A 23,955-nucleotide genomic window follows, 5' to 3' on the forward strand; every position below is an offset into this window, starting at 1 on the left:
CGGTGCCACTGCGGGGCGTATGCTCGATCCATATCCTGCGTGGAGTGCGGTCATGGCGTTGCTATCCAGCCAGCAATTGAAGGTGTTCGTGCCTGCGCGCGACTACGCGGTGTCGCAGCGGTTCTATCGCGCGCTGGGCTTCGTGCAGGAGGACGAGGTAGGCAATGTGACCTGCTTCCGGCATGGCACGCATTGCGCATTCCTGCTGCAGGATTTCTATCTGCGCGAACTGGCCGAGAACCTGATGCTGCACCTGTGGGTGGACGATGCCGACAGCTGGTGGCAGCACGTGCACGACACCGGCCTGGGCGCGCAGTTCGGGGTGAGCTGCAGCGCGCCGGAAGATCGGCCGTGGGGCGCACGCGATTTCACCTTGCACGATCCTAGCGGCGTGCTCTGGCGCATCGGGCATCCGCTGTAGGCGTGAATCGGGAATCGGGAATCGGGAATGGGGAATTGCAAAGGCGGGCATGGTGCCTGCTTCAACCGATTCCCGATTCCCGAATCTCCATTCCCCGCCGCCAAGCGATTGCACTGAACGGCTCACTCGCGGCACTCTTGTGCCATGCCTGATTCTCTAAGATCCATCCACGTCGTTGCCGGCGTGATCACTGACGCCCGCGGCCGCATCCTGCTGACCCGCCGTACCGAAACCCGCGACATGCCCGGCCTGTGGGAGTTTCCGGGTGGCAAGCGCGAACCTGGCGAGACCTCCGAACAGGCATTGGTGCGCGAACTCAACGAAGAGCTCGGTATCGAGGCGCAGGTCGGCGAGTGGCTGATGGACGTGCCGCAGTTGTACCCGGACAAGCGGCTGCGCCTGGAAGTGCGCCACATCACCGCATGGAAAGGCAGCCCGCGCGGCCGCGAAGGCCAGGCGATGACCTGGGTGGCCGCCGACAAGCTGACCCGTTATTCGATGCCGCCGGCCGATGTGCCGGTGGTCGGTGTGCTGCGCCAGCCCGACCGCTATCTGATCACGCCCGAGCCGGCCGATGACGTGCTGTGGCTGGAAGGTCTGGAGCGTGCGCTGCAGGAGGGCATCACGCGCATCCAGTTGCGTGCGCGGCAGGCCGAACCGGCGCGCTGGCAGGCCTTGCTGCAGCAGGTGATGCGCCTGCGTGGCCGTGCGCGCGCGCAACTGCTGCTCAACCGTAACATCGCACTGGCCGGCGAACTCGGCATCGGCGTGCATCTGGGCGCGGAGCAACTGGCCAGCCTGCAGCAGCGCCCGTTGCCGGCCGAGCAGCCGGTCGCCGCTTCCTGTCACGGGCTGGAAGACCTGCGCCACGCCCAGCGTCTTGGCTGCGATTTTGCGGTGCTGGGCCCGGTGCAGGCGACCGCGTCGCATCCGGGTGCAATACCCCTGGGATGGGATGGATTCGAACGCTTGCGCGAGCAGGTCTCCTTGCCGATCTACGCACTCGGTGGCATGCAGGTCGGCGACCTGCTTGAAGCCCGTTCGCATGGCGCACAAGGCATCGCGGCGATTCGCGCGCTGTGGCCGCAGTGACCCTGCAGTCAGCGATCTTGGTGGTGTTCGGCGGATTGCCGGGCGTCGGCAAAAGTTCCATTGCCCAGGCGCTACTGACGCAATGCACTGCGTTTTATTTGCGTATCGATACGATCGAGCAGTCACTACGCGAAAGTGGTGCACTCGCCAACGATGTCGGAGCAGCGGGCTACATGACCGCTTACGCACTTGCCGAGGCCAATCTGCAACTGGGTCACGTGGTGGTCGCCGATTGCGTGAACCCGTTGCCGGTCACCCGTGAAGCGTGGCGCGATGTAGCTCGTCGTGCACGGAGCCGCTTGCTGGAGATCGAGGTAGTGTGCAGCGATCGCAACGTGCATCGGCAGCGCGTGGAATTGCGGCAAAGCGACGTGGTCGGATTGCGCGTGCCGGGGTGGGCCTCCGTGCTCGCGCATGATTACGTGGCCTGGACCGAGCCGCACTGGGTGATCGACAGCGCCGTGCTGAGCCCGCAGCAGGCGGTCACGCAGATCATGGGCCGGCTTGTCGCATAGCCTGCAAGCGTCACCTATGAGGCATGAGGTTCGGGGTCTCTGAGCCGATACGCTCACTGCCTCGCAGCCCACACCACCATCGTCACCATCACCGATTGCCGGGGCAATGCGCCGTCGCATGTACTTGGCCGCTGCAATCCGCTTACGCCGGGCGCTGCGCTAAAACGTCACCCAGAAGCAGTTGTACTGCCGGCGCAGCCGCAACACGCTGCTTGCGGGCGCACCGCTGGCGAGGTTCTGTTCCAGGCGCAGGCCCCAGGGCCGCGGGCGGCTTGGCGGTGCCGGGAGTGGGGCGTCGATGGCGCTGCCGTCCAGGGATGGAGCCGCTGCCGTGCCGGCATCGGCTTCCCAGGTCGGCGGATCGCGTTGCGGGTACATCGGCACGATGTCCAGCAATGGGCGTTGCACGATCGCCTCCAGCCGGCTCAGCACTTGGTTGGCAGCGGCGTCGGACTGGCCGCTCCACAGGTAGAGGCTGGAGAGCCGATTGACGTCGCGGCTGTCCACCGCCAGTTGCAGCAACGACACCAGTTCGCTCAGCCGGCGCGGGCAGCCGTAGCGATGCAGGCCGGTGTTGCCCTGCGTGCGCGCGGCCGGCGGCGGGCGCGCCGCGGCGCCGACATCTTCGCAGCGGCGGTCGGTGAACATGGTCTGCCCGTCCGCTGTCACGCAGCGACGGATCTCCTGCGCCTGCACGCGCGTGGCCGGGCACAGGCAGAACAACAGCAGCAACGGCAGCAGGAGGCGAGGCATCGGCGCAGCGTAACGGGGCCTGCGTGAGCCGGCGAGCAACGCGCCGGGACCGAAAGAGCTTGCACGGCGTTTGCGCATCACACGCGCGTTTGCCAGTGATGTGCCCGCACAGATACGCCTGCCGAGGGCATGGCTGCGAGCGGCTGGCTCAGCGCCCGAGCAGCTGCAGCACCTGCGTGGTCGGCTTGGCCAGGTTGAGCGTGTAGAAGTGCAGGGCAGGCGCGCCGCCGGCGATCAGGCGCTCGCACACGGTGGCCACCACTTCCGCACCGAAGGCGCGCACCGCATCGGCATCGTCGCCGTAGGACTGCATCTTCTTGCTGATCCAGCGCGGAATTTCCGCACCGCATTGCTCGGAAAAGCGCCGCAACTGCGAGAAATTGGAGATCGGCATGATGCCGGGGATGATCGGGATCTCCACGCCCATGCGCTGCACGGCGTCGCGGAAATGAAAGTACGCGTCGGCGTTGTAGAAATACTGGGTGATTGCGGCATCGGCGCCGGCATCCACCTTGGCCTTGAAGTAACGCAGATCGCTCAGCGCGTCGGTCGCCTGCGGATGGGTTTCCGGATACGCACCGACCTCGATCCGGAACGCGTCGCCGTGCTCGGCGCGGATGAAGGCGATCAGGTCCGAGGCGTAACGTAGGTCGCCCGGATGGCCCATGCCCGAGGGCAGGTCGCCGCGCAGCGCGACGATGCGGGTACAGCCGATCGCGCGATACAGCTTGAGCAGCTCGCGGATCTCCTGGCGGCTGCCGCCGACGCAGGACAGATGCGGGGCGGCTTCGAAACCGTGCTTCTGCTTGAGGTGACGCACCGTCTCGGAGGTGTAGCTGAGCGTGGAGCCGCCGGCACCGAAGGTGCACGACACGTATTCCGGCGCGTAGCCCTTCAGCCTGGCCGCCGTGCGGTCCAGCTGGGCGCGCTGGTCGTCGGTCTTGGGCGGGTAGAACTCGAAACTGAGATGCGTCATCGCGGCGGGTCCGGCGGATCGTACTGGCATAATATCGCTTCATCGCGATGAATGCATATTTGGTTGCGGGTGTCCTGCATTCGGTTACCTCGCGTGCTGTCAGCGGAATGACGGCGCGATCTGCGGGGACCTGCAGGCGCTTGCCGCGCGGCGGCGAGCGAAGCCTTGCCTTGCAGCGGGCAGGCGAATCGCGTTTGTCGCCGCACTGGTTTCACGCGTGATGCCGGTCATCGCGTGGTTGCTTACCGTGACTTGGCGGAGACAGTGGTTGCGCTGCGCCTGCGTGCCATGTCGCGAGCGGGCTTGCGCCGGACGTTGACGCGGGCAGCTCTACACTGGGTGCACTTTCTACGGAGTGCTGCGCATGAGCGATACCACGATGACTGCAATCGCCATACGCGATGGCAAGGGCGATGCGGATGCACTGTACGCCAGCGAGCAGCCGCGCCCGCGTCCGGCGCCGGGGCAGGTGCTGATCCGCGTGCATGCGGCCGGGATCAATCGTCCCGATCTGCTGCAGCGTGCCGGCCACTATCCGCCGCCGCCCGGCGCGCCGCAGACGCTCGGGCTGGAAATCGCCGGCGAGATCGTGGAGCCGGCCGGTCGCTGGAAGGTCGGCGATCGGGTGTGTGCACTGCTGGGCGGTGGCGGATACGCACAGTACGCAGCGGTCGACGCGCGGCATGTGCTGCCGATTCCGCCTGGCATGGATCTGGCGCATGCCGCGGCGCTGCCGGAAACCATCTTTACCGCGTACACCAACCTGTTCGAGCATGGCCGGCTGGCGGCCGGGGAATGGCTGCTGCTGCATGGCGCCACGTCCGGGATCGGCGTGACTGCGATCCAGATGGCCAAGGCCGCCGGTGCGCATGTGCTGGCGACTGCGCGTTCGGCAGGTAAGGCGGCGCAGGCGCGCGAACTGGGTGCCGATGTGGCGATCGACTCCACCACCGAATCGTTTGTCGACGTGGCCAAGGCGCACGGCGGGGTGGATGTGTCGCTGGACATGGTGGGCGCTGCGGTATTCGCCGACACCCTGGAGGCGCTCAACCCACGCGGGCGCATCGTCTACATCGCCTCGCAGGCCGGCTCGACCATCGAGGTGCCGATCCCGCTGCTGATGCGCAAGCAGGCCATCCTCACCGGCTCGACGCTGCGCCCGCGCAGTGCCGACGAAAAGGCGCGCCTGGCCGCGGAAGTGGAGCGCGTGGTGTGGCCGTGGATCGCGCAGGGCAAGCTGCGCGTGCTGCTCGACAAGCGCTTCCCGCTCAACGAAGCCGCTGCAGCGCACCGCTATCTGGAGCAGGGCAGCCACCTGGGCAAGGTCGTGCTGGAGATGTGAGCGCATCGCAAGGCGCATGCAGGTCGCTCTGTCTGCAGCCGGCGTCGCAGGCTTGGCCATACATCGGCCGCAGCCCGGGCGCCCCACCGTAGCCGCCGAGTGCTCCAGCGCGACCAGGTGGAAGGCCACGAACGGCAAGGCGTGCCGTGCAGTTGCACCGATGCAGCATGGCGGCTCCTGCACGGCCACCGGGCGGCGCAGGTATAGCAAAACAAGCAGGAGCGATGTCTCGCAGCGAACCGCAGCGTGACCTTACACTGCGCCGTTGCGTGCGCGTGCAGCGCGCCGCTGCCGCAGTGTCCGTGCATGCGCCCGAAACGGGCGATCGCGCGGGTCCCGCCACGTCCCTATCAGCCCGAAGGTTTCGATGAAGCATCCAGACGCATTGCGCATTGCCCTTGTCGGCATCGGCAAGATCGCCCGCGACCAGCACGTGCCCACCATCGCCGCGCGTGCCGATGTGCAGCTGGTGGCCACGGTGAGCCGGCATGGCACGGTCGATGGAGTGCCGGCCTACCACAGCCTGGAAGAGGCCTTCGCGGCGCATCCGCAGATTGAAGCGGTGGCGCTGTGCACGCCACCGGTCGGGCGGCACGCGCAGGCACAGGCCGCGCTGGCCGCCGGGCGCCATGTGTTCCTGGAAAAACCCCCGGCCGCCACCCTGGCCGAGATCGACGATCTGCGCGTGTTGGCGCAGCGTGCGCAACGCAGCCTGTTCACCAGCTGGCATTCGCGCTGCGCCGCTGCCGTGGAGCCTGCGCGGGCGTGGCTGGCCGACAAGCAGATCCTGCGCGCGCATATCACCTGGAAGGAAGACATTCGCCATTGGCACCCGGGCCAGGACTGGATCCTGGAGCCGGGCGGCATGGGCGTGTTCGACCCCGGCATCAATGCGCTGTCCATCGTCACGCATCTGCTGCCGCGCCCCTTCGCGCTGCGCGAAGCGGAGTTGCACACGCCGGAAAATCGCCAGGCACCGCTGTACGCCAGGCTCGGTTTTGTCGATACCGCAGGGGTGCCGGTAACGGCGGAACTGGATTTTCTGCAGACCGGCCATCAGCGCTGGGATATCGAAGTGGACACCACCGATGGCCTGCTCATGCTCAGTGAGGGCGGTGCCAGGCTCAGTATCGATGGCCAGCCGCAGCCAGTGGAAGCCGCCGGCGAATACGACGGCTTGTACCGGCGTTTCGTGCAGCTGGTGCGCGCCGGCGAATCGGAGGTGGATGTCACCCCGTTCGTGCATGTGGCCGATGCGTTCATGCTCGGCGCGCGCAAGGTCACCGCGCCGTTCGCCTGGTAGCCGGTCGCACCATCCAACGTGTTGCAGCACCCACAACACCGGCGATAAGCCGGTGTTTTTTGTGTCAAAGGCTGGGTGTCTTTGAGACGTGCTTCAACCACGCAGCGGACGCCTCGTGCTGGCCAGACAGCTCAGCGGCGCCACATGCGTGCACCGCGCGCCGGCAGCGTGAAGGTGTAGGAGCCGCTGGAAATACGCACCACGCTGCCCGAGCCCAGTGCATCCACATAATCCGCATTCCAGTACAGCACGCTGCCATTCATCGCCACAGTGGTGGTGACCGGATTGCCGCACTTGTTGATGCCGACAATGCCCAGGCTGCCGCGCCGGAACAGCACATGGCAGGAGCTGGACGACAGCACCTGCATGTCGCTGCCCTGCACGCCGTTGTGGAAGCCGATCATGCGGCGCAGGTCGTCGCGCAGATAGGCGTTGACCCAGCGGTTGTCGCCGCTTTCGTTGTTGTCGGTGTAGACCATCGGCATGCCGCCGTTGCGGCCGATCAGATACGCGTATGCCAGCGTCTCGTCGACGGGGTCGAGGATGGCGTAGCGGAAGCCGGCATTGTTGGGGATGTCGTGGGTGACGGCGAAGGTCACCGCGCGATTGCCCGGCAACGCCTGTCCGGTGGACGCGGGATCCACCAGCTGCTGCAGGCTGGCGCCAATGGCGAATGCATTGCGCACCGCGTTGAACAACGGGAAATCGTAGGCCGCATGCGGCGTGGACTGCAGGTACGGCGCCAGGAACTGGTCGTAATCGCCATTGCCGCTGCCGCCGCCGGTGATCACTTCGCCGAACACATACACGCCGGAACGAATGCCCGCATCGAAGACCCGATTGAGATGGTCGAAGCTCATATGCTTGGCCGCATCGACACGAAAGCCGGTCACACCCAGGCCCTTCAGCGCTTGCAGATAGGCGCGCTGCTGCTGCACCACCCAATCGTTGCCGACCAGGTCGGGCAGGCCCGGATCGCTGCCGCCACCGCAGATGCGATAGGTGCGTACCTGGTAGGCGTCGTTGTAGTTGGTGATGCACTGGGCCGGACCGAAATCGCTGGCGCTCAGGAAGTTCGATTGCAAGGTGCCGAACAGACGCAAGGTATCGTAACGGCCTGGATTCGCAGCGTATTGCGCGAGCACGGCGCTGCCGGGGTAGTTGAGATCCGAGCGTGTCGCGGCCTCGTTGGCCATGTGGTTGAGCACCACGTCGGCATAGGTTTCCACGCCGTTATTGGCCAGCGCCTGCACCATGCGCGAGAACGCGGCGGTGTCGCCCAGCGGGCCATCGATTACGCGCAGATCCTGCGGCTGGTAGCGTGCCCACCACGCGCTGCCTTGCGAGCGATACGCGGGAGCGACCAACACCTTGCGATAGCCGGCATCGGCAATCTGCTTGGCACGTGCTTCCACGGTGGCATACGGCCAATTGAAGGCGTGCAGGATCACATCGGCCTGCACATTGGCGGTGGTCAGCAGCAGCACCAGCGCGGCGAGCAGCAGCCGCGAGCTGCGTTGAAGCCGTGAGGGTGGGGGTGGAGTGTGCGTATCGCGCATCGGATGGATCTCCAGTCGGTAAGCGCGAGCACACGCATGCTGTGCGATGCCCGCATCAAGGCCTCCGGCCCCTGTTCCGGAAAGCGCGCGCACGGCGTGCAGCGCGCGGTGATGCTAAGCGTGCATCGCGGCGCAACATCGCTGTTGTGCATACGTATTCAATGCGAGTACCCGCGAAAACCCCGATGCAGGTCGCGCTTTGCGCGGTGCGGGTGGATCGCGGTACCGCGGTACGGCGCGGTGCTGCAGCCGGGGCGGGCTTGGGCAGTCAGGCTGGGTGGCGCGGGGCGCGGTAAACTGGGCGCACATTCACCGGTTCCCCTCCCATGCGCAATCCGCTGCAAGAACAACTGCTCAAGGCCGGCCTGGTCAAGAAGGCCCAGGTGGACAAGGTCGCGCGCGAGCAGAACAAGCAGCGTCATGCCAAGGGCGCGGCCGTGGCACCGGCCGAGGTCGACAAGGTGGACGCAGCGCGGCTACAGGCCGAGCGCGCCGAGCGCGATCGCGCGCTGGCCGAAGAACGCAAGCTGCAGCTGCGGCGGCAGGAAGTGCTGGCCCAGGTCCGGCAGATCGTGGAGACCAACAAGGTCAAGCGCGATGGAGAGATCGACTACCGCTTCAACGACGGCCGCGTCATCCGCAGCGTGCTGGTCAATCCCACGCTGCGCAGCCAGCTGGCCAGCGGAGCGCTGGTGATCGTGCGGCATGGCGATGGCTTCGAGCTGATTCCGCGCGCCGCCGCCGACAAGGTCTACAGCCGCGATGCGGACACTGTGGTGCTGGATCATGGCCGTAGCAGCACGCCTTCGGCGCCGGACAGCGACGACGACTATTACAGCCAGTTCAAGGTGCCGGACGATCTGATCTGGTAAGTGGTCGCATGGCAGGGCTGCAGGCTACCCTGGCGTTCTTTGCCACCCACCACCGTCATGTCCATCGTTCTCACACCGTTTGCCCGCACCCGTCTGTTTCCCCGCGATGGTCGTCGCAACGCCATCCAGGACTGCACGCCCGAGCAGTTCATCCAGCGGCTCAATGAAGAGGCGCCGGTGCGCGTGATCGAAGGCTATGCGCCGTTCTGCCAGCTGCATGTGCACCGCAACTGGACCTCGACGCGCTGCCTCACTGCACCGATCACCGACGACAACCGCCACCAGCTGCGCTCCGGCTACGAGGCACGCAGCACGCAGGAGTTACCGGTGCTGGTGCGCTGGTTCGAAGGTGTGGAGCCACCGGTGGCGACGTATCTGCTGCCGATCCTCTATAGCCGCGATCAGCTGGCCAAGGAGGGCGCGCCGATCGACGCCGACTGGGGCGTGGTCGGTTGCCTCTACACCACCGAGCCGGAAGAAATTCCAATGGCGCCCATCACCATGCTGCGCAATGCACTGGGCGTGGACGAGGGCGGCTCCGGTGTGGCACTGGACCGCGATGCGTACCGGCGCAGCGTTGCGTTCTGGGAACGCAATGCGAACTGGCGGCCGTAGCGCGCGGATAGCCACGGCGTGTCGTGCAATTCTTCCGCGTGGCAGGGAACGCAGCGCTGCTCTTGAACTCAGGCGTGGCAGTGCGGTTCCGCTCGCCACCGCGGGCGCTTGCTTTCGTCGAGCATAAACGTAGCTGCAGGTGCGACTGCAGAGCCGAGCTGCGTCTGCAGTTTTCGGCCTTGCCGCAGCGCGACAGTCTCAGGCGCGGCATTGCGTGGATTGCACCGGATCAGCTGCCGGCACCCCTGGCGCTGATGCGTGCTAGCCGACGCCGAGCGCGGGCATGTCCGGGGCGACCCATGCGACGGTAGTGATCGCGCCTTGCACCAGTCCCTGATCCCTGAGCTGCGCGAAGACGGCCGCAGGGGGCCAGCCCGCAGGTGCGTCGGCAAAGGGAACCTGCAGTGATTGCAGCAGGCTGAGGATTTCGGCAAGTTCCTCAGAGCCCTTGAAGCTCAGACTGATGCGGTCTTGCATCGAACTGCCGCGCGTGAGCAATCGCTGGCGCAGGGCACTGTCGCAGATCACATGGACATGTTGATCCAGGACAGCGGAAACATGGTTCATGCGTTGCAGCCGCTGCTCAGATCTCGCTGAGGATATGGCTGCGGCGCTGTTGGTACTCCGCATCGGTGATCAACTGCTGCGACCTCAGCGTGTCCAGCTCCAGCAGTCTGGCTTGAGCGCTCTTCGGCACTGCTGACCCCGTCGTTGCCACAGTCGATTTGCGCGACGCGCGCTTTGCGACCCAGACGATCAGGCTGATCACGGCAGCAATGCTGCAGAAGAAGAAAAGAACGATGATCCAGTGCCAGATGCTGAAGCCGCCCATGTTGGTTCCTTTTGACGATGGGTGTTACGTAGTGGTTGACCGGTCTTGCTGCCACGCAGGTAAGTCGCAAGCCTTGCCCGAGTATCGCACACGGCAACAGCTGCCATGCCGACGACAAGGCTACCCGGCGTGCTGGATTCAATGGTGCCTTGCTCGAGGCGTTGCATCCATGCGATGCATGTCGATGCCGCAGGCACGAACGCAGATTGGTCGCCATGTGGGGCCGCTTGCACGCAGGGCCATCCAGCATCCTGCAAAGAAAACGGGCGCCTTGCGGCGCCCGTTCTGTTCAAGCGGTGACATCCGGGCAATCAACCGCCCGGCTGATCAGTAGCGGTAATGATCCGGCTTGTACGGGCCGGCCACGTCCACGCCGAGGTAGTCGGCCTGGTCCTTGGTCAGGGTGGTCAGCTTGACGCCGATCTTTTCCAGGTGCAGACGTGCCACTTCTTCATCCAGGTGCTTGGGCAGGATGTAGACCTTCTTCTCGTAGCTGTCGCGCTTTTCCCACAGGTCGATCTGCGCCAGGGTCTGGTTGGCGAACGAGTTGGACATCACGAAGCTCGGGTGGCCGGTGGCGCAGCCCAGGTTGACCAGGCGGCCGTCGGCCAGCAGGAAGATCGCATTGCCGTTGCCGAACACGTACTTGTCGACCTGCGGCTTGATGTTGATCTTTTCCACGCCCTTGAGTGCGTTCAGCGCATCGACCTGGATCTCGTTGTCGAAGTGGCCGATGTTGCAGACGATGGCCTGATCCTTCATCGCCTGCAGGTGCTCGACGGTGATGATGTCCTTGTTGCCGGTGGTGGTGACGTAGATGTCGCCGCGGCCCAGGGTGGATTCGATGGTGTTGACCTCGAAGCCTTCCATCGACGCCTGCAGGGCGCAGATCGGGTCGATCTCGGTGACGATCACGCGGGCACCGTAGGCACGCAGCGAGGCAGCGCTGCCCTTGCCGACGTCGCCATAGCCGCAGACCACCGCGACCTTGCCGGCCAGCATCACGTCCATCGCGCGCTTGAGGCCATCGGCCAGCGACTCGCGGCAGCCGTACAGGTTGTCGAACTTGCTCTTGGTGACCGAGTCGTTGACGTTGATGGCCGGGATCAGCAGCTTGCCGGCTTCGGCGATCTGGTACAGGCGGTGCACGCCGGTGGTGGTCTCTTCGGAGACGCCCTTCCAGTCCTTGACCACGCGGGTCCAGTAACCCGGACGCTCGACGGCCACGCGCTTGAGCAGCGCCTTGATCACGCCTTCCTCGTGCGAGGAGGCCGGCTCGTCGACCCAGGTGCTGCCATTTTCGAGCTCATAGCCCTTGTGGATCAGCAGGGTGACGTCGCCGCCGTCGTCCACCACCAGCTCCGGGCCGGTCTGGGTGCCGTCGGGCAGGGTGAAGGTCAGCGCGTCCAGGGTGCAGTCCCAGTACTCTTCCAGCGTCTCGCCCTTCCAGGCGAACACCGGCGTGCCGGAGGCGGCGATCGCGGCGGCCGCGTGGTCCTGGGTGGAGAAGATGTTGCATGAGGCCCAGCGCACGTTGGCGCCGATGTCCTTGAGCGTTTCGATCAGCACCGCGGTCTGGATGGTCATGTGCAGCGAGCCGGTGATGCGTACATCCTTCAGCGGCTTGGTCTGCGCATGCTTGCGGCGGATCGACATCAGGCCCGGCATCTCGTGCTCGGCGATGTCCAGCTCCTTGCGGCCCCAATCGGCCAGGGAGAGGTCGGCGATCTTGTAATCGGTGTGTGGGGCGATTTTCGTGACAGCGTTCATGCAATAGCTCCGGTAAGCAGACCAATGTCTGCAATGCGGGGCGCCGTTGAACGATGAATGCTTGTCGAGCCTGGCCGTATTTCCCGCACTTTTCGTGCAGTTGGCGGATCAGTCCGCCATACCGGTCGCAGCGCCCCTCGACGAGAGCGTTGATTATATCGGCAGCACCCCCCTCCGGCATGAATTGGCCGGCTTGAAGTGGCGCGCGCCCCAACCAACGGCAGGGGAGCGGGGGAGCGCGTGGCTGCTATGGTCCGCAGTCGATCGACACTGGGGATGGACAATGCAGGCGACACCCGATGCACGGCACGGCAGGCGGCAGCAGCGATGGGCCCTGGCAGGCGTACTGGCGCTGAGCGCACCACTGGCTGCGGCCGCAGCCGTCGCGTCGGCTGGCCCGCCTGCCGCTGCGGCAAGCACTGGCTACCAACTGCCCTCCAAGGCGCTGCAGGCAGTGGTGGATGCCCCGCGCGCGCCGCTGCTGCACCTGTCGCCCAAACGCGACCTGGGCGCGATGCTGCAGTTGCCGGCGTTGCCGGACATCGCCGAGGTGGCCCAGCCCGAACTCAAGCTGGCCGGCCTGCGCATCCATCCCAAAACCTCTGCCAGCAGCCGGTTCTCCTTTGCCGACAAGCTGTGGCTGCTGTCGGTGGCCGACGGCAGCGAGCGGCAGATCGCCGGGCTGCCGTCACCGTTGTCGCTGGCCACGTTGAGCTGGTCGCCGGATCAGCGCTACCTGGCGTTCCGCCGCGAGGACGCGGCCAGCGGTGCCAACGAGCTGTGGCTGGTGGACGTGGCGGCCGGGCAGGCGCGGCGTCTGGTGGCCGGTTTGAACACCAGTGTCAACGACGATCTGCGCTGGTTGCCCGATGGCAGCGGCCTGCTGCTGCAGCAGCAAGTGGCCGGGCAGGGCGCGCCGCCCACCCGCGATGCGGTGCCGGACGGCCCGGCGATCCAGCAGACCAGCGCCGCTGCCGGCGTGCGCTCGCTGCCGACCTATCAGGACCTGCTGCGCAACGAGGCCGATGCGCGCGTGTTCGAGTATTACGCCACCGGCCAGCCCATCATCGTCAGCGTGAGTGGGCAGGTGCGCCCGGTCGCTACGCCCGGCATCTATCTCAATCTGTCGGTGTCGCCGGATGGCCGTTACATCCTGAGCGAACGCAGCGAACGGCCGTTCTCGTATCTGGTGCCGGTGGACAACTTCGCACGCCGTATCGATGTGCTGGACCTGCAGGGCAAGCTGGTGCGCCAGATCGCCAGGCTGCCGTTGGTGGAAGGCCTGCCGACCGGCAATGACGCCGTGCCCACCGGCGTGCGCGACATCGCCTGGCGCATCGATGCGCCGGCCACGCTGGTCTGGGCCGAGGCGCAGGACGGCGGCGACCCGGCACGCGAGAGCAAGATCCGTGATGCGGTGCTGATGCAGGCTGCGCCATTTACGCGTGCGCCGGTCACGCTGGCGCAACTGGGCAGCCGCTTCGAAGGCATCCAGTGGGGCCGCGGCGATCTGGCCATCCTCAGCGAAAGCTGGTGGAAGACCCGCCGCACCAAGCAGTGGCGTATCGCACCGGACCAGCCGCAGCGCGCGCCCGAATTGCTCTGGGACCGCTCCTCGCAGGACCGCTACAACGATCCCGGCACGCCGGCGACCGTGGCCGACGGCAAGGGCCGCACGCTGCTGCAGACCGGCGCCGATGGCAACAGCCTGTTCCTGCTCGGCAAGGGCGCCTCGCCGGAAGGCGACCGCCCGTTCGTGGATCGCTTCGATCTGCAGAGCAGGCGCGCCACGCGCCTGTTCCATTCGCAGGCGCCGAGCTATTCCGCACCGCTGGCATTGCTGGATGCGCAAGGCACGCAGTTGCTGCTCAGCCGCGAGTCGCCCGAGGAGCCGGCCAACTATGTGGTGCAGGCATTGGGCGATGCAGCGCCTGCGCCGCGGGCGTTGACGCATTTCGCCCATCCGCTGCCGCAGTTGCGTGGCGTGCAGAAGGAGCAGATCCGCTACAAGCGCGCCGATGGCGTGGGCCTCACTGCCACGCTGCTGCTGCCGCCCGGTTACGACCCCAAGCGCGACGGTCCGCGGCCGCTGCTGATGTGGGCCTATCCGGGCGAGTTCAAGAGTGCCGACACCGCCAGCCAGGTCACCGACTCGCCCTATCGCTTCAACGCGATCAGCTACTGGGGGCCGCAGGCGTTTCTGGCGATCGGCTATGTGGTGCTAAACAACCCGACCATGCCGATCGTCGGCGAAGGCGATGCCGAACCCAACGACACCTATGTGCCGCAGCTGGTCGCCGATGCGCAGGCCGCGGTGGACGAAGTGGTGCGGCGCGGGGTCACCGACCGCGAGCACATCGCCATCGGCGGGCACTCGTATGGCGCGTTCATGACGGCGAATCTGCTCGCGCACACGCGGCTGTTCAAGGCCGGCATCGCGCGCAGCGGGGCCTACAACCGCACGCTCACCCCGTTCGGCTTCCAGGCCGAGGAGCGCAACTACTGGCAGGCGCAATCGGTGTATCAGGCGATGTCGCCGTTCAACTACGCCGACAAGATCAAGGATCCGCTGCTGTTGATCCACGGCCAGGACGACAACAACACCGGCACCTTCCCGATCCAGAGCGAGCGCATGTTCGCCGCGATCAAGGGCCTGGGTGGTAACGCGCGGCTGGTGCTGCTGCCCAACGAATCGCATGCGTATCGTGCGCGGCAGTCGATCCTGCAGATGCTGGCCGAGAGCGAGCAGTGGTTGAAGACCAATCTCGGCGAGCCGATGAAGGAGACCGGCGCGACGCGCACGCGTTGATCGATGGTGCGTTGGGACCGGTAGGAGCGCGCTTGCGCGCGATGGGACTTTATCGATAACGCCTCGTCGCGCCCGGGTGCGCTCCTACATCAGATGAGGATGTGGCTGATGCGCTGCCGGCAACGTCTGCCGAGCCGCGTGGATGGTTGCGCGATCACCCGTAGGAGCGGGCTTGCCCGCGAGGGCCTTACCAGGAAAGTCGCGCCCGGGTGCGCTCCTACGGCGAATGCGTCCGCCTCGCGTCCCGGGAAGATTCGCTGCGCCGTCCACGCGATTGCCGCGATCACCGGTAGGAGCGCACCCGGGCGCGACGCAGCATGACCAGGACAGCCACCTCGCGTAGCAGCGGACCTGCCCGCGATGGGGCATCACCGGGAAAGCCCCATCGCGCGCCAGCGCGCTCCTACGAGGTCATGGGCAGGGAGCGCCAGCACACGATGGTTGGTGTTGAAACCGTCGTGCCGGTCGCGATCATCTAATCCTTTTGGGTTAGTCTTCGACGACTTTGCGCTTGAGAGGGTGTGCGTTTCCGATGAACGAGTACCGCAGCAGTCTTGTGTTCGCTACCCCCGATCTTGCCTTGCGCGACGATGTGCGTCGGCTCGGTGCACTGGTCGGTGACCTGCTCGCCGAGCAGGTCTCTGCGGAATTTCTCGATGAGATCGAACGCGTCCGCACCACGGCGATTGCGCGCCGCGAGAGCGATGCCCCGCCGTCGACGCTGAGCGAGCAGCTGGCCGGGCGCGAGCCGCGCGAGGCCGAATCGCTGGTGCGCGCCTTCAGCACCTATTTCCAGGTGGTCAACATCGCCGAGCGCGTGCACCGCATCCGCCGCCGCCGCGAATACCAGCGCAGCGGCACCGACACGCCGCAGCCGGACGGGTTGCACGATGCCTTGCGCCGGCTCAAGGCGCAGGGCGTGACGCTGGACGAGCTCAGCGAGTGGTTGCCGCGGATTGACGTGGAGCCGGTGTTCACCGCGCATCCCACCGAAGCGGTGCGCCGCGCGCTGCTGGAAAAAGAGCAGCTGATGGTCGCCAGCCTGGTCGACAACCTGGACGGCATGCGCACGCCCAACGAGCGCGCCACCGACGCGGCGCGCTTCCGCATGGCCTTGACCGCGTCCTGGCAGACCGCCGACTCCTCGCCGGTGCGCCCCACCGTGGAGGACGAGCGCGAGCATGTGGGCTTCTATCTCACCCAGGTGCTGTATCGCGTGGTCCCGGTGATGTACGAAACCCTCGAACACGCCATCGAAGAAACCTACGGCAGCGTGCCGACCCTGCCGCGGCTGCTGCGCTTTGGCACCTGGGTCGGCGGCGACATGGACGGCAACCCCAACGTGGATGCCGTCACCATCGCCGGCACGCTGGATGCGCAACGGCGTGCGGTGCTGGACCGTTATCAGAAGGAACTCTGGCAACTGGCCAGCCTGCTCAGCCAGTCGACCACGCTGGTGGCGGTGAGCCCGGCGTTGAGCGAGCAACTGCAGCGCTACCGCGCGCTGTTGCCGGAGGACGCCGCACGCTCGCGTCCGCGCCACGGCGACATGCCGTACCGGCTGCTCAACGATCTGATGCGCGCGCGCCTGCAGGCCACGCTGGACGATGCCGAGGGTGCCTACACCAGCCCGTCCGAGCTGGAACACGACCTGCAATTGATCCTGGACAGCCTGCAGGCCAACAAGGGCCTGCACGCCGGTTGGTTCGCGGTGCGCCGCCTGTTGTGGCGCGTGCGCACCTTCGGCTTCCACCTGGCGCGTCTGGATGTGCGCCAGGAATCGAGCGTGCATGCGCGTGCGGTGGCCGATGCACTCGGCCAGGCGGATTGGGACGAACAGGAGGCCAGGCAGCGCGCTGCATTGCTCGGTCCGTATGCCGCCGGCGAGCAGGCATTGCCGCGCGTGGATGACGAAGGCAATGCGCGACTGGATGCGGTGTTTGCCGCGCTTGCCGATGCGCGCAGCCGCCACGGCGCCGATGCGCTGGGCAGCTACATCATCTCGATGGCGCACAACCGCGCCGACGTGCTCACCGTGCTGGCGCTGGCGCGCCGTGGCGGCCTGGTCGACGACGCCGGCGCAGTGCCGCTGGATATCGTGCCGCTGTTCGAAACCGTGGACGATCTGCGCGGCGGTACCGGCACCGTGCAGGATCTGCTGGCCGACCCGGTCTACCGCCAGCATCTGGCCGCGCGCGGCGATACGCAGATGGTGATGCTCGGGTATTCGGACAGCGGCAAGGACGGCGGCATCACCGCCTCGCGCTGGGGGCTGCAGCGCGCGCAGGTGGAACTGCTCGAAGCCGCCGCCGAGCTGGGCGTGCGGCTGACCTTCTTCCATGGCCGCGGTGGCTCGATCGCACGTGGCGGCGGCAAGACCAGCCGCGCGCTGGATGCCGCACCGCGCGGCAGTGTCGATGGCCGGCTGCGCGTGACCGAGCAGGGCGAGGTGATCCATCGCAAGTACGGCATCCGTGCCCTGGCGCTGCGCTCGCTGGAACAGATGACCGGCGCGGTGCTGCTGTCCAGCCTGCGCCCGCGTGCGCCCGAGCCACGCGAGGATCGTTGGCGGCCGGTGATGGACCTGGTCGCCGAACGCAGCACCGTGGCATATCGCGCCTTCGTCGGTGCGCCGGATTTCATGCAGTACTTCCGCCGCGCCACGCCGATCGATGTGATCGAACGCATGACGCTGGGCTCGCGCCCGTCGCGCCGGCTCGGCCAGGACGCGGCCTTGTCCAACCTGCGCGCGATTCCGTGGGTGTTTGCCTGGAGCCAGGCGCGTGCGGTGATCCCGGGCTGGTACGGCGTGGGCAGCGGCCTGCAGGCGGCAGTGGATGCCGGGCATGAGGACACCTTGCGCGAGATGGCGCAGGACTGGCCGTTCTTCCGCACCTTCCTCGACGACGTGGCGATGGTGCTGTCCAAGGGCGACCTCACCATCGCCGAGCTGTTCTCGCGGCTGTCGGGGGAACTGCACGAGCGGTTCTTCCCGGGCATCGGCGCCGAGCTGGCGCTGACCAAGGGCTGGGTGAAGGCGTTGACCGGCCAGCAGTCGCTGCTGCAACACGACCCGCGGCTGGCCTTGTCGATCCGTCTGCGTAACCCCTACATCGACCCGATCAGCGTGCTGCAGGTGGACCTGCTGCAACGCTGGCGTGCCACCGATGGCGAGGACGACGAACTGCTGCGCGCGCTGGTCGCCTGCGTCAACGGCGTCTCGCAAGGCGTGCAGAACACCGGCTGATCCGGTTCGCTGATTGGACCGTCGGATTCGATGGTCCAATCCGATCCGACCGTTGGTCGGAGAGGGCGCGGAATCGACAAGCGGACTCTGGCGTAACCGGACAAATCTGTCCGATAATGCCGCGATGACGACTTCCCGCCCTGATGCCGCGCTGCGCCGCCGGCAGATACTCGATGCCGCCGACGAAGTGTTCAGCGAACACGGCGTCAATGCCCCGCTGGAACTGGTGGTCGAGCGTGCCGGCCTTGGCCGCGCCACGCTGTACCGCAATTTCCCCGACCGGCTCGCGCTGATGACCGCGCTGATGACCCGCGGCCTGGATGGCCTGGAGCGGCTGGCCGCCGATCTGGCCGAGCGCCCGGACGGACTGGCCGTGCTGCTGCACGACGTGGCCGAGCACATCGCCCAGTCCGCGCCGCTGGTGGATTTCTGGCGGTCCATCGAACGCGCGCACCCGGCGGTGGAAACCGCCGACCGGCGTGTGGTGAGCATCTTCCTGCCGTTCGTGCATCGCGCCCGCGACGCCGGCCTGTGCCGTGCCGATGTCGACGACGAACAGCTGCTGCTGGTGATCGACATGCTGGGCAGCTGCCTGCGCGGCAATGACGAATCCGAACGCAAACGGCTTGCCCATCGTTCGGCCGATCTGTTGATGCACGCATTGGGCATGCAGGTGCCGGAAGGCGGCACCCGATGAAACCGGCCACGCGTTCGCGCATCGGGCGCTGGGCGCTGCGGGTGGCGCTGGTGCTGGCCGCGCTCTGGGGCGGGCTGGCGATCTACTTCGCGCTGACCGGCAATGCGTTCGTGCGCGCGGCGTGGGTGGGCTCGTGGTGCGCGATGGCAATCGCGGCATTGTGGGGTCTGCGCCGTGGCCGCGAGAACTGGGCCTTGGTGGGCATCTTCAGTGCGGCATTTGCGGTGCTGGCGGTGTCGTGGTGGATGATGCAGCCCAGCCAGGACCGCGACTGGGCCGACGATGTCGCCCAGCGCCTGCGGCCCGAGGTGCACGGCAACATCGTCACGCTGCACAACGTGCGCAATTTCGACTGGCATAGCGAAACCGACTACCAGCCGCGCTGGGAAACCCGCCAGTACGATCTGGACCGTCTGGTCAGCGCCGATCTGGCGCTGTCGTACTGGATGGGCCCGGCGATCGCGCACACCCTGGTGTCGTTCGGTTTCGACGACGGCTCGCACGTGGTGTTCTCGCTGGAAATCCGCAAGGAGCGCGACGAGTCGTTCTCGGCATTGGGCGGGTTTTTCCGCAGTTTCGAAGAGACCCTGGTCGCCGCCGACGAGCGCGACATCCTGCGCGTGCGCACCAATGTGCGCGGCGAGGACATGTATCTGTATCGGCTGGCGATTCCCAAGGCCGGGCTGCGCCGCATGTTCATGGGCTACGTGGGCCTGGCCAACGACTTGAATCGCGCGCCGGCGTTCTACAACACGCTCACCAGCAACTGCACCACGATCGTGTTTGCGTTGGCGCGGCAATTGCAGCCCACATTGCCGCTGGATCATCGCCTGTTGCTGTCCGGCTACGCCGACGCATACGCCTACGATCACGATGGGCTGATGCCCGGCTACGACTTCGCCACACTGAAGCAGTGCGGGCATTTCACCGCACGTGCGATCGCCGCCGACAAGGCGGCTGACTTCTCCGAGCGCATCCGCGCCGGCATGCCGCAGGCACCGGCGCCTGGGGCCACCGCGAGCGCACCCCGGTGACGCCGCGCCTGCGTGGATGTCGTACCGCCGCGGTGCTGGCGGGCATGCTGGCGAGCCTGTGGCTGAGCGGCTGCGCCATGGTCACGGTGCAATCGCACAGCAGCGGCGACTTCATCGCGCGCACGCGTGGCGATGTGCTCAGCACTGGCGCGTTGAGCCAGGCCAGCGGCGAGACGGTGCAGGTGGCCGGTCTGCAACCCAAGGCCTGCCGCAGCGACCCGATGCCCTGCCTGCAGCAACTCGCCACCGTGGCAGGCATCGGCGATGAGCGCCGGCTGGCAACGCAGGCCGAGCTATGGACCGCGCATGCGATTGCGCTGGGCGGGCGCGACCCGACAACCATGAGCGATGCCGCAGTCGATGCCTGGTTGGAGGCCGCGCGGCATGCGTACGCGTATCTGTTTTTCACCGATCGGGCGCCCAGCGCGCGTGCGTTCGAAAATCGCCAGACGCAGGTGCGCGACTACTACAACTACGCCGTGCAGCAGGTGATCGAACGCCTGTTCGCACGCGCGCAGCAGACCGGCCAGAGCGAGCGCGAGCCGACCAGCATAGGCCGCTGGCAGGTCGGTATCGACATGTCTGCATATCGGTTGCCGGGCGGCGGCAACACGCCGCGCGCGATCTTTGCCGCCTCGGCATTGCGCTTCGATGGGCTGCGCAGCACGTATCGACGCGACGGCTTCGGCGCCGAACTGGTGGCCGAGGTGGACCCGCAGGTGGTCGGCGACCCTGCCGGACTGGCCTTGCAACAATCTGCTGCCGCTGTCGCGACACCTGAGCGTCCGCTGCCTACCTTCAGCGAGATGCCGTATGCACCGGCAACGCTGCTGCTGCGCTTCGAGGGCGATACGCTGGATGCGGTGCTGCGCGGTCGTGCCGTCACCGTGGTGCCTTACGACCCGTATCGCCAGAACGAAGTGGTACTGCATGGCCAGCGCGTGCCGCTGGCGGCCAACTTCACCGCCGCGTATGGCCTGTGGCTGGCCAGGTCCGGGTTTGCCGCGCAGTCCCTGCGCTCGATGCTGGGCAGCGCGCGCGGCATCGACCGCCCGCATCTGTATCTGATGCAGCCCTACGACCCGAACCGACGCGTGCTGTTGATGCTGCATGGCCTTGCCAGCAGCCCGGAAGCCTGGGTCAATGTCGCCAACGAAGTGATGGGCGATGAAGCGCTGCGCCAGCGCTACCAGATCTGGCAGGTGTACTACCCCACCAATGCGCCGGTGGCGGTCAACCGCGCCGAAATCCAGGCCCTGGTGGAGCGTAGCCTGCAGCACTTCGATCCGTCCGGCACGGCGATCGCATCGCACGACATGGTGTTGATCGGCCACAGCATGGGCGGGGTGATCGGGCGCCTGCTGGTGTCTTCGTCGGGCGAGCGCCTGTGGAATTCGCTGCTGGAAGACTACCGGCTGGACGGCGAGCGCGGCGCACGCATCCGCGCGAAGTTGTCGCCGTTGCTGCATTTTTCGCCAATGCCGCAGGTCGACCGCGCCATCTTCATCGCCGCGCCGCATCGCGGCACGCCCCTGGCCGAAGGTGGTCTCGGGCGCTTTGTCGGCCGCCTGGTGCGTTTGCCGATCGCCTTGCTGGATCGCTTCGGCGATGTGTTTCAGGACCTGGCCAGCAGCGAGCGGCGCGCGCAGGGCAACGACCCACGGCGCAAGCGGCGCCTGCTGCCACCGACCAGCATCGACAACCTGCGCGATACCGACCCATTCGTGCGCGCCAGCATGGACCTGCCGATCTCCCCGCAGGTGCATTACCACACCATTGTCGGACGCGAAAAACCGCAGGTGCCGCTGGCCGATTCCGACGATGGCCTGGTGCCGTATCGCAGCGCGCATCTGGACGGCGCCGAGTCGGAGCTGGTGGTGACCTCCTGGCATAGCGTGCAGGAAACCCCGCAGGCGATTCTGGAAATTCGCCGCATCCTGCACGAGCAGCTGCAATCGGAAGCGGCAGACACAAACCAGGCGCAGGCCGCGCGCCCGACTGCGACGCCTGCGACGTTCTGAGTGCGCTGCACCCTCGCTGGAAGGTGTGGCTACTAGTCACGCACCGCGGGGTGTGGAGTTTGTCCGCTGCCGATGCGCGCCATTGTCCGGTACGCGTCCCGGCGTTGTGATCGCTCACGCCTGGGCCCGCAAACCTGGGCAACACGCGGTCATCCGGTGGGTGGGGACGACGCGCAGGAGGTGGAGTGCACGAGCATGCCGATCCCGGCACCGACCGCACTGCCTGACGGTCGCGCAGTCGTTGCGTTGGCCGCGTTTAGCGCGTTGTTTACCTGGCCCGTGCTATCAGGCGGTTCTCGAACACGCTCGAACCAGGGAAGACGCAATGCGCAAGACGCTGTCGGCAGTGATCTGGGTGCCCTTGCTGCTGGCCGGTTGCGGCCGCGGCGAAGGTCAACGCGAGGCGGCCGACCCTGTGAGTGCCACGCCGCCGGCAGCGCAGACCGCAGCGCCTCCATCCGCATCGCCACCGGTCGCCGATGAAGCGGTGCCCGAATTCCCGGCCATCCCGTCGATCGTGGTGCCGGAGATTGCCGGCGTGACCCCGGCGCAGCGCGCACTGGAGGCCTCGCTGCAGGACATTCTCGACCCGATCGAAGGCGTCAGCGTGACGCCGGCACGCTGCGGCGATGGCGGCAGCCTGATCAACGATGCCGGCATCACCAGCGTCGATGCCAACGGCAATCTGCTGCGCAACGGCGACGGCGGGCTGTTCGACCTCAAGGCCGATGGCAGCGGTACTGCCAACTTCGACGGCGGCCTGATCCGCGTCAATGCCGACGGCAGCGGCACCATCAACGCCAGCGGCGCCGGTGGCGACGACGCGATCATCCAGGTCCAGGCCAGCGGCGCCGGTACCTACAACGGCCCGGCCGGCCTGATCAGTCTGGATGGCAAGGGGGCAGGCACCTGGAACAGCGACAAGAGTGGCTTGGTCGACAACCACGGCGATGGCAGCGGCACCTGGAACGGCCCGCGCGGTCTGATCACCATCAATGCCGACGGCTCGGGAACCTGGAACGGCCCGGACGGACTGGTGCAGAACCGCGGCAATGGCACCGGCACCGTCGGTACCCCGCCGCGCGAAGTGCGCATGCCGCCGCTGCCGAAGGTGCCGCCGGCCGGGCGCTTCCCGCTGCTGCAGAAGTTCGCACTTCCCGGCGCACCGTGCGGCTATCTGATCACCTTGAACGAGCGCATCCTGTTCGACTTCGACAAGGCCGAAATCCGCCCCGACGCCGCGCGCGTACTCGACGTGCTGGCGGCCGCACTCGGCAAGGTCAGCGCCAAGGACATGGAGGTTCGCGGGCATAACGATGCCAAGGGCAGCGACGCCTATAACCAGGCGCTGTCCGAGCGCCGCGCCGAGGCGGTGCTGGCCGCATTACGCACCCGCGGTGCCGCGCAGTCGGCCGGCGCAAAAGGCTATGGCGAATCGCAACCGGTGGCACCCAATACGCTGGATGGACAGGACAACCCCGGCGGGCGACAACTCAACCGACGCGTGGAAATCTTCCTGCGCACCTGAGTGCGGGCCGATCTGCACGCATACAGTCGCATGCAGGCGCAGGAGCACGACGGTCCCGGATAGCTGGCGCGCCGCGCAGGCGTGTGTCGATGGACGGATGCCGGTCCACCTCATGTCAGCGCGGCGCGGCCTCGCGCAGTGCGTCCTGATGGTCGGTGCGCGGGGGATCTACTCAAAGCGGCGCACCATGCGGTGAGTTGCGGGTGTACAAGGCTGATGCCGAGCTTCGAGCGGCCAACACACCGACTGCGCCGCCGTCAGGTGAGGCGCTGCCGGTGCTCGGAAGCGGTATGGACCTATTCGTACATTTCGATTCTGAGCGCACCCTCCGCACCCACCTGACGACCGCCAGCTTTCTTGTGTTGTCCGCTCTTGGCACCGCAACCGTGCGACTGCTTAGGAGCATTCATCGCTGCGTGGCAGCTTCCCGGACATGTTGGATAAGTTCCGCCAGGTGTCGTCTGCCTTGCACATTGGCCCGGTAAATTCCGCGATGAACAACCGGATGACCGACAGGTATGGGTTTCAGGCAAGCGAAGAAAACGGGGCAGGGTGGTGAACAGACGCCC

Annotated in this window: 19 protein-coding genes and 1 riboswitch; of the genes, 13 read left to right on the forward strand and 6 right to left on the reverse strand. The window is 66.7% G+C overall.

What is annotated here, in order from left to right:
• The first annotated feature begins 52 nt into the window (after positions 1–52).
• From ABQ137_RS04470 to ABQ137_RS04480, 3 genes are all read left to right on the forward strand, one after another.
• Positions 53–421, forward strand: coding sequence for a VOC family protein (locus ABQ137_RS04470; protein ID WP_016902193.1), 369 nt, complete (start codon positions 53–55; stop codon positions 419–421).
• 144 nt (positions 422–565) lie between these two features.
• A complete protein-coding gene (locus tag ABQ137_RS04475) occupies positions 566–1,513 on the forward strand; it encodes a Nudix family hydrolase (protein ID WP_349781331.1) in 948 nt (315 codons plus the stop codon).
• Positions 1,501–2,028 carry a P-loop nucleotide/nucleoside kinase family protein gene (locus ABQ137_RS04480; protein WP_478203638.1) on the forward strand — a complete coding sequence of 176 codons (528 nt, stop codon included), beginning with the start codon at positions 1,501–1,503 and terminating at the stop codon, positions 2,026–2,028. Before ABQ137_RS04475 ends, ABQ137_RS04480 begins: the two co-directional genes overlap by 13 nt.
• A gap of 159 nt (positions 2,029–2,187) precedes the next feature.
• On the opposite strand, the gene ABQ137_RS04485 is transcribed toward ABQ137_RS04480, so the two are convergent.
• Positions 2,188–2,859 (reverse strand): hypothetical protein, encoded by a 672-nt coding sequence (locus ABQ137_RS04485; protein ID WP_349781333.1) that lies wholly within the window; start codon positions 2,857–2,859, stop codon positions 2,188–2,190.
• 70 nt (positions 2,860–2,929) lie between these two features.
• Positions 2,930–3,757 carry a methylenetetrahydrofolate reductase [NAD(P)H] gene (gene metF / locus ABQ137_RS04490; protein ID WP_024938327.1) on the reverse strand — a complete coding sequence of 276 codons (828 nt, stop codon included), beginning with the start codon at positions 3,755–3,757 and terminating at the stop codon, positions 2,930–2,932.
• A 364-nt stretch (positions 3,758–4,121) separates the two neighbouring features.
• Between metF and ABQ137_RS04495 the strand changes: the two genes are divergently transcribed.
• Both ABQ137_RS04495 and ABQ137_RS04500 read left to right on the forward strand, forming a co-directional pair.
• Positions 4,122–5,099 (forward strand): NAD(P)H-quinone oxidoreductase, encoded by a 978-nt coding sequence (locus ABQ137_RS04495; RefSeq protein WP_104543330.1) that lies wholly within the window; start codon positions 4,122–4,124, stop codon positions 5,097–5,099.
• Between the two features lie 367 nt (positions 5,100–5,466).
• A complete protein-coding gene (locus ABQ137_RS04500; protein WP_065032058.1) occupies positions 5,467–6,402 on the forward strand; it encodes a Gfo/Idh/MocA family protein in 936 nt (311 codons plus the stop codon).
• A 131-nt stretch (positions 6,403–6,533) separates the two neighbouring features.
• Here the strand turns inward: ABQ137_RS04500 and ABQ137_RS04505 are convergent, their stop codons facing one another.
• A complete protein-coding gene (locus tag ABQ137_RS04505; RefSeq protein ID WP_024938324.1) occupies positions 6,534–7,904 on the reverse strand; it encodes an alpha-amylase family protein in 1,371 nt (456 codons plus the stop codon).
• Between the two features lie 383 nt (positions 7,905–8,287).
• Between ABQ137_RS04505 and ABQ137_RS04510 the strand changes: the two genes are divergently transcribed.
• Both ABQ137_RS04510 and ABQ137_RS04515 read left to right on the forward strand, forming a co-directional pair.
• Positions 8,288–8,833: a DUF2058 domain-containing protein gene (locus ABQ137_RS04510; protein ID WP_046345723.1), complete on the forward strand. Its 546-nt coding sequence runs from the start codon at positions 8,288–8,290 to the stop codon at positions 8,831–8,833.
• A 57-nt stretch (positions 8,834–8,890) separates the two neighbouring features.
• Positions 8,891–9,448, forward strand: coding sequence for a DUF3228 family protein (locus ABQ137_RS04515; protein ID WP_024938322.1), 558 nt, complete (start codon positions 8,891–8,893; stop codon positions 9,446–9,448).
• A 261-nt stretch (positions 9,449–9,709) separates the two neighbouring features.
• Here ABQ137_RS04515 and ABQ137_RS04520 read toward each other — a convergent pair whose 3' ends face one another.
• The 3 genes from ABQ137_RS04520 to ahcY all read right to left on the reverse strand — a co-directional run bounded on the left by ABQ137_RS04520 (position 9,710) and on the right by ahcY (position 12,050).
• On the reverse strand, positions 9,710–10,015 hold the full coding sequence (locus ABQ137_RS04520) for a hypothetical protein (RefSeq protein WP_102581985.1): 306 nt from the start codon (positions 10,013–10,015) through the stop codon (positions 9,710–9,712).
• A gap of 16 nt (positions 10,016–10,031) precedes the next feature.
• Positions 10,032–10,280 (reverse strand): SHOCT domain-containing protein, encoded by a 249-nt coding sequence (locus ABQ137_RS04525; protein WP_046345726.1) that lies wholly within the window; start codon positions 10,278–10,280, stop codon positions 10,032–10,034.
• Between the two features lie 327 nt (positions 10,281–10,607).
• Positions 10,608–12,050 carry an adenosylhomocysteinase gene (gene ahcY / locus ABQ137_RS04530; RefSeq protein ID WP_016902210.1) on the reverse strand — a complete coding sequence of 481 codons (1,443 nt, stop codon included), beginning with the start codon at positions 12,048–12,050 and terminating at the stop codon, positions 10,608–10,610.
• A 31-nt stretch (positions 12,051–12,081) separates the two neighbouring features.
• Positions 12,082–12,195: riboswitch (S-adenosyl-L-homocysteine riboswitch) on the reverse strand.
• A gap of 189 nt (positions 12,196–12,384) precedes the next feature.
• Between ahcY and ABQ137_RS04535 the strand changes: the two genes are divergently transcribed.
• The 6 genes from ABQ137_RS04535 to ABQ137_RS04560 all read left to right on the forward strand — a co-directional run bounded on the left by ABQ137_RS04535 (position 12,385) and on the right by ABQ137_RS04560 (position 23,386).
• Positions 12,385–14,859: a S9 family peptidase gene (locus ABQ137_RS04535; RefSeq protein WP_503021195.1), complete on the forward strand. Its 2,475-nt coding sequence runs from the start codon at positions 12,385–12,387 to the stop codon at positions 14,857–14,859.
• A gap of 532 nt (positions 14,860–15,391) precedes the next feature.
• Positions 15,392–18,106, forward strand: a complete 2,715-nt coding sequence (gene ppc, locus ABQ137_RS04540; RefSeq protein ID WP_349781337.1) for a phosphoenolpyruvate carboxylase — start codon at positions 15,392–15,394, stop codon at positions 18,104–18,106.
• A gap of 124 nt (positions 18,107–18,230) precedes the next feature.
• A complete protein-coding gene (locus tag ABQ137_RS04545; RefSeq protein WP_016902213.1) occupies positions 18,231–18,803 on the forward strand; it encodes a TetR/AcrR family transcriptional regulator in 573 nt (190 codons plus the stop codon).
• Positions 18,800–19,837 (forward strand): DUF4105 domain-containing protein, encoded by a 1,038-nt coding sequence (locus tag ABQ137_RS04550; protein ID WP_349781339.1) that lies wholly within the window; start codon positions 18,800–18,802, stop codon positions 19,835–19,837. The genes ABQ137_RS04545 and ABQ137_RS04550 overlap by 4 nt, the downstream gene beginning before the upstream one ends.
• 44 nt (positions 19,838–19,881) lie before the next feature.
• On the forward strand, positions 19,882–21,858 hold the full coding sequence (locus ABQ137_RS04555) for an esterase/lipase family protein (protein WP_503021196.1): 1,977 nt from the start codon (positions 19,882–19,884) through the stop codon (positions 21,856–21,858).
• A 325-nt stretch (positions 21,859–22,183) separates the two neighbouring features.
• Positions 22,184–23,386, forward strand: coding sequence for an OmpA family protein (locus ABQ137_RS04560; RefSeq protein WP_349781343.1), 1,203 nt, complete (start codon positions 22,184–22,186; stop codon positions 23,384–23,386).
• Positions 23,387–23,955: the final 569 nt, after the last annotated feature.

This window comes from Xanthomonas sp. WHRI 8393 (assembly GCF_040203315.1).
Taxonomy (GTDB): Bacteria; Pseudomonadota; Gammaproteobacteria; order Xanthomonadales; family Xanthomonadaceae; genus Xanthomonas; species Xanthomonas arboricola.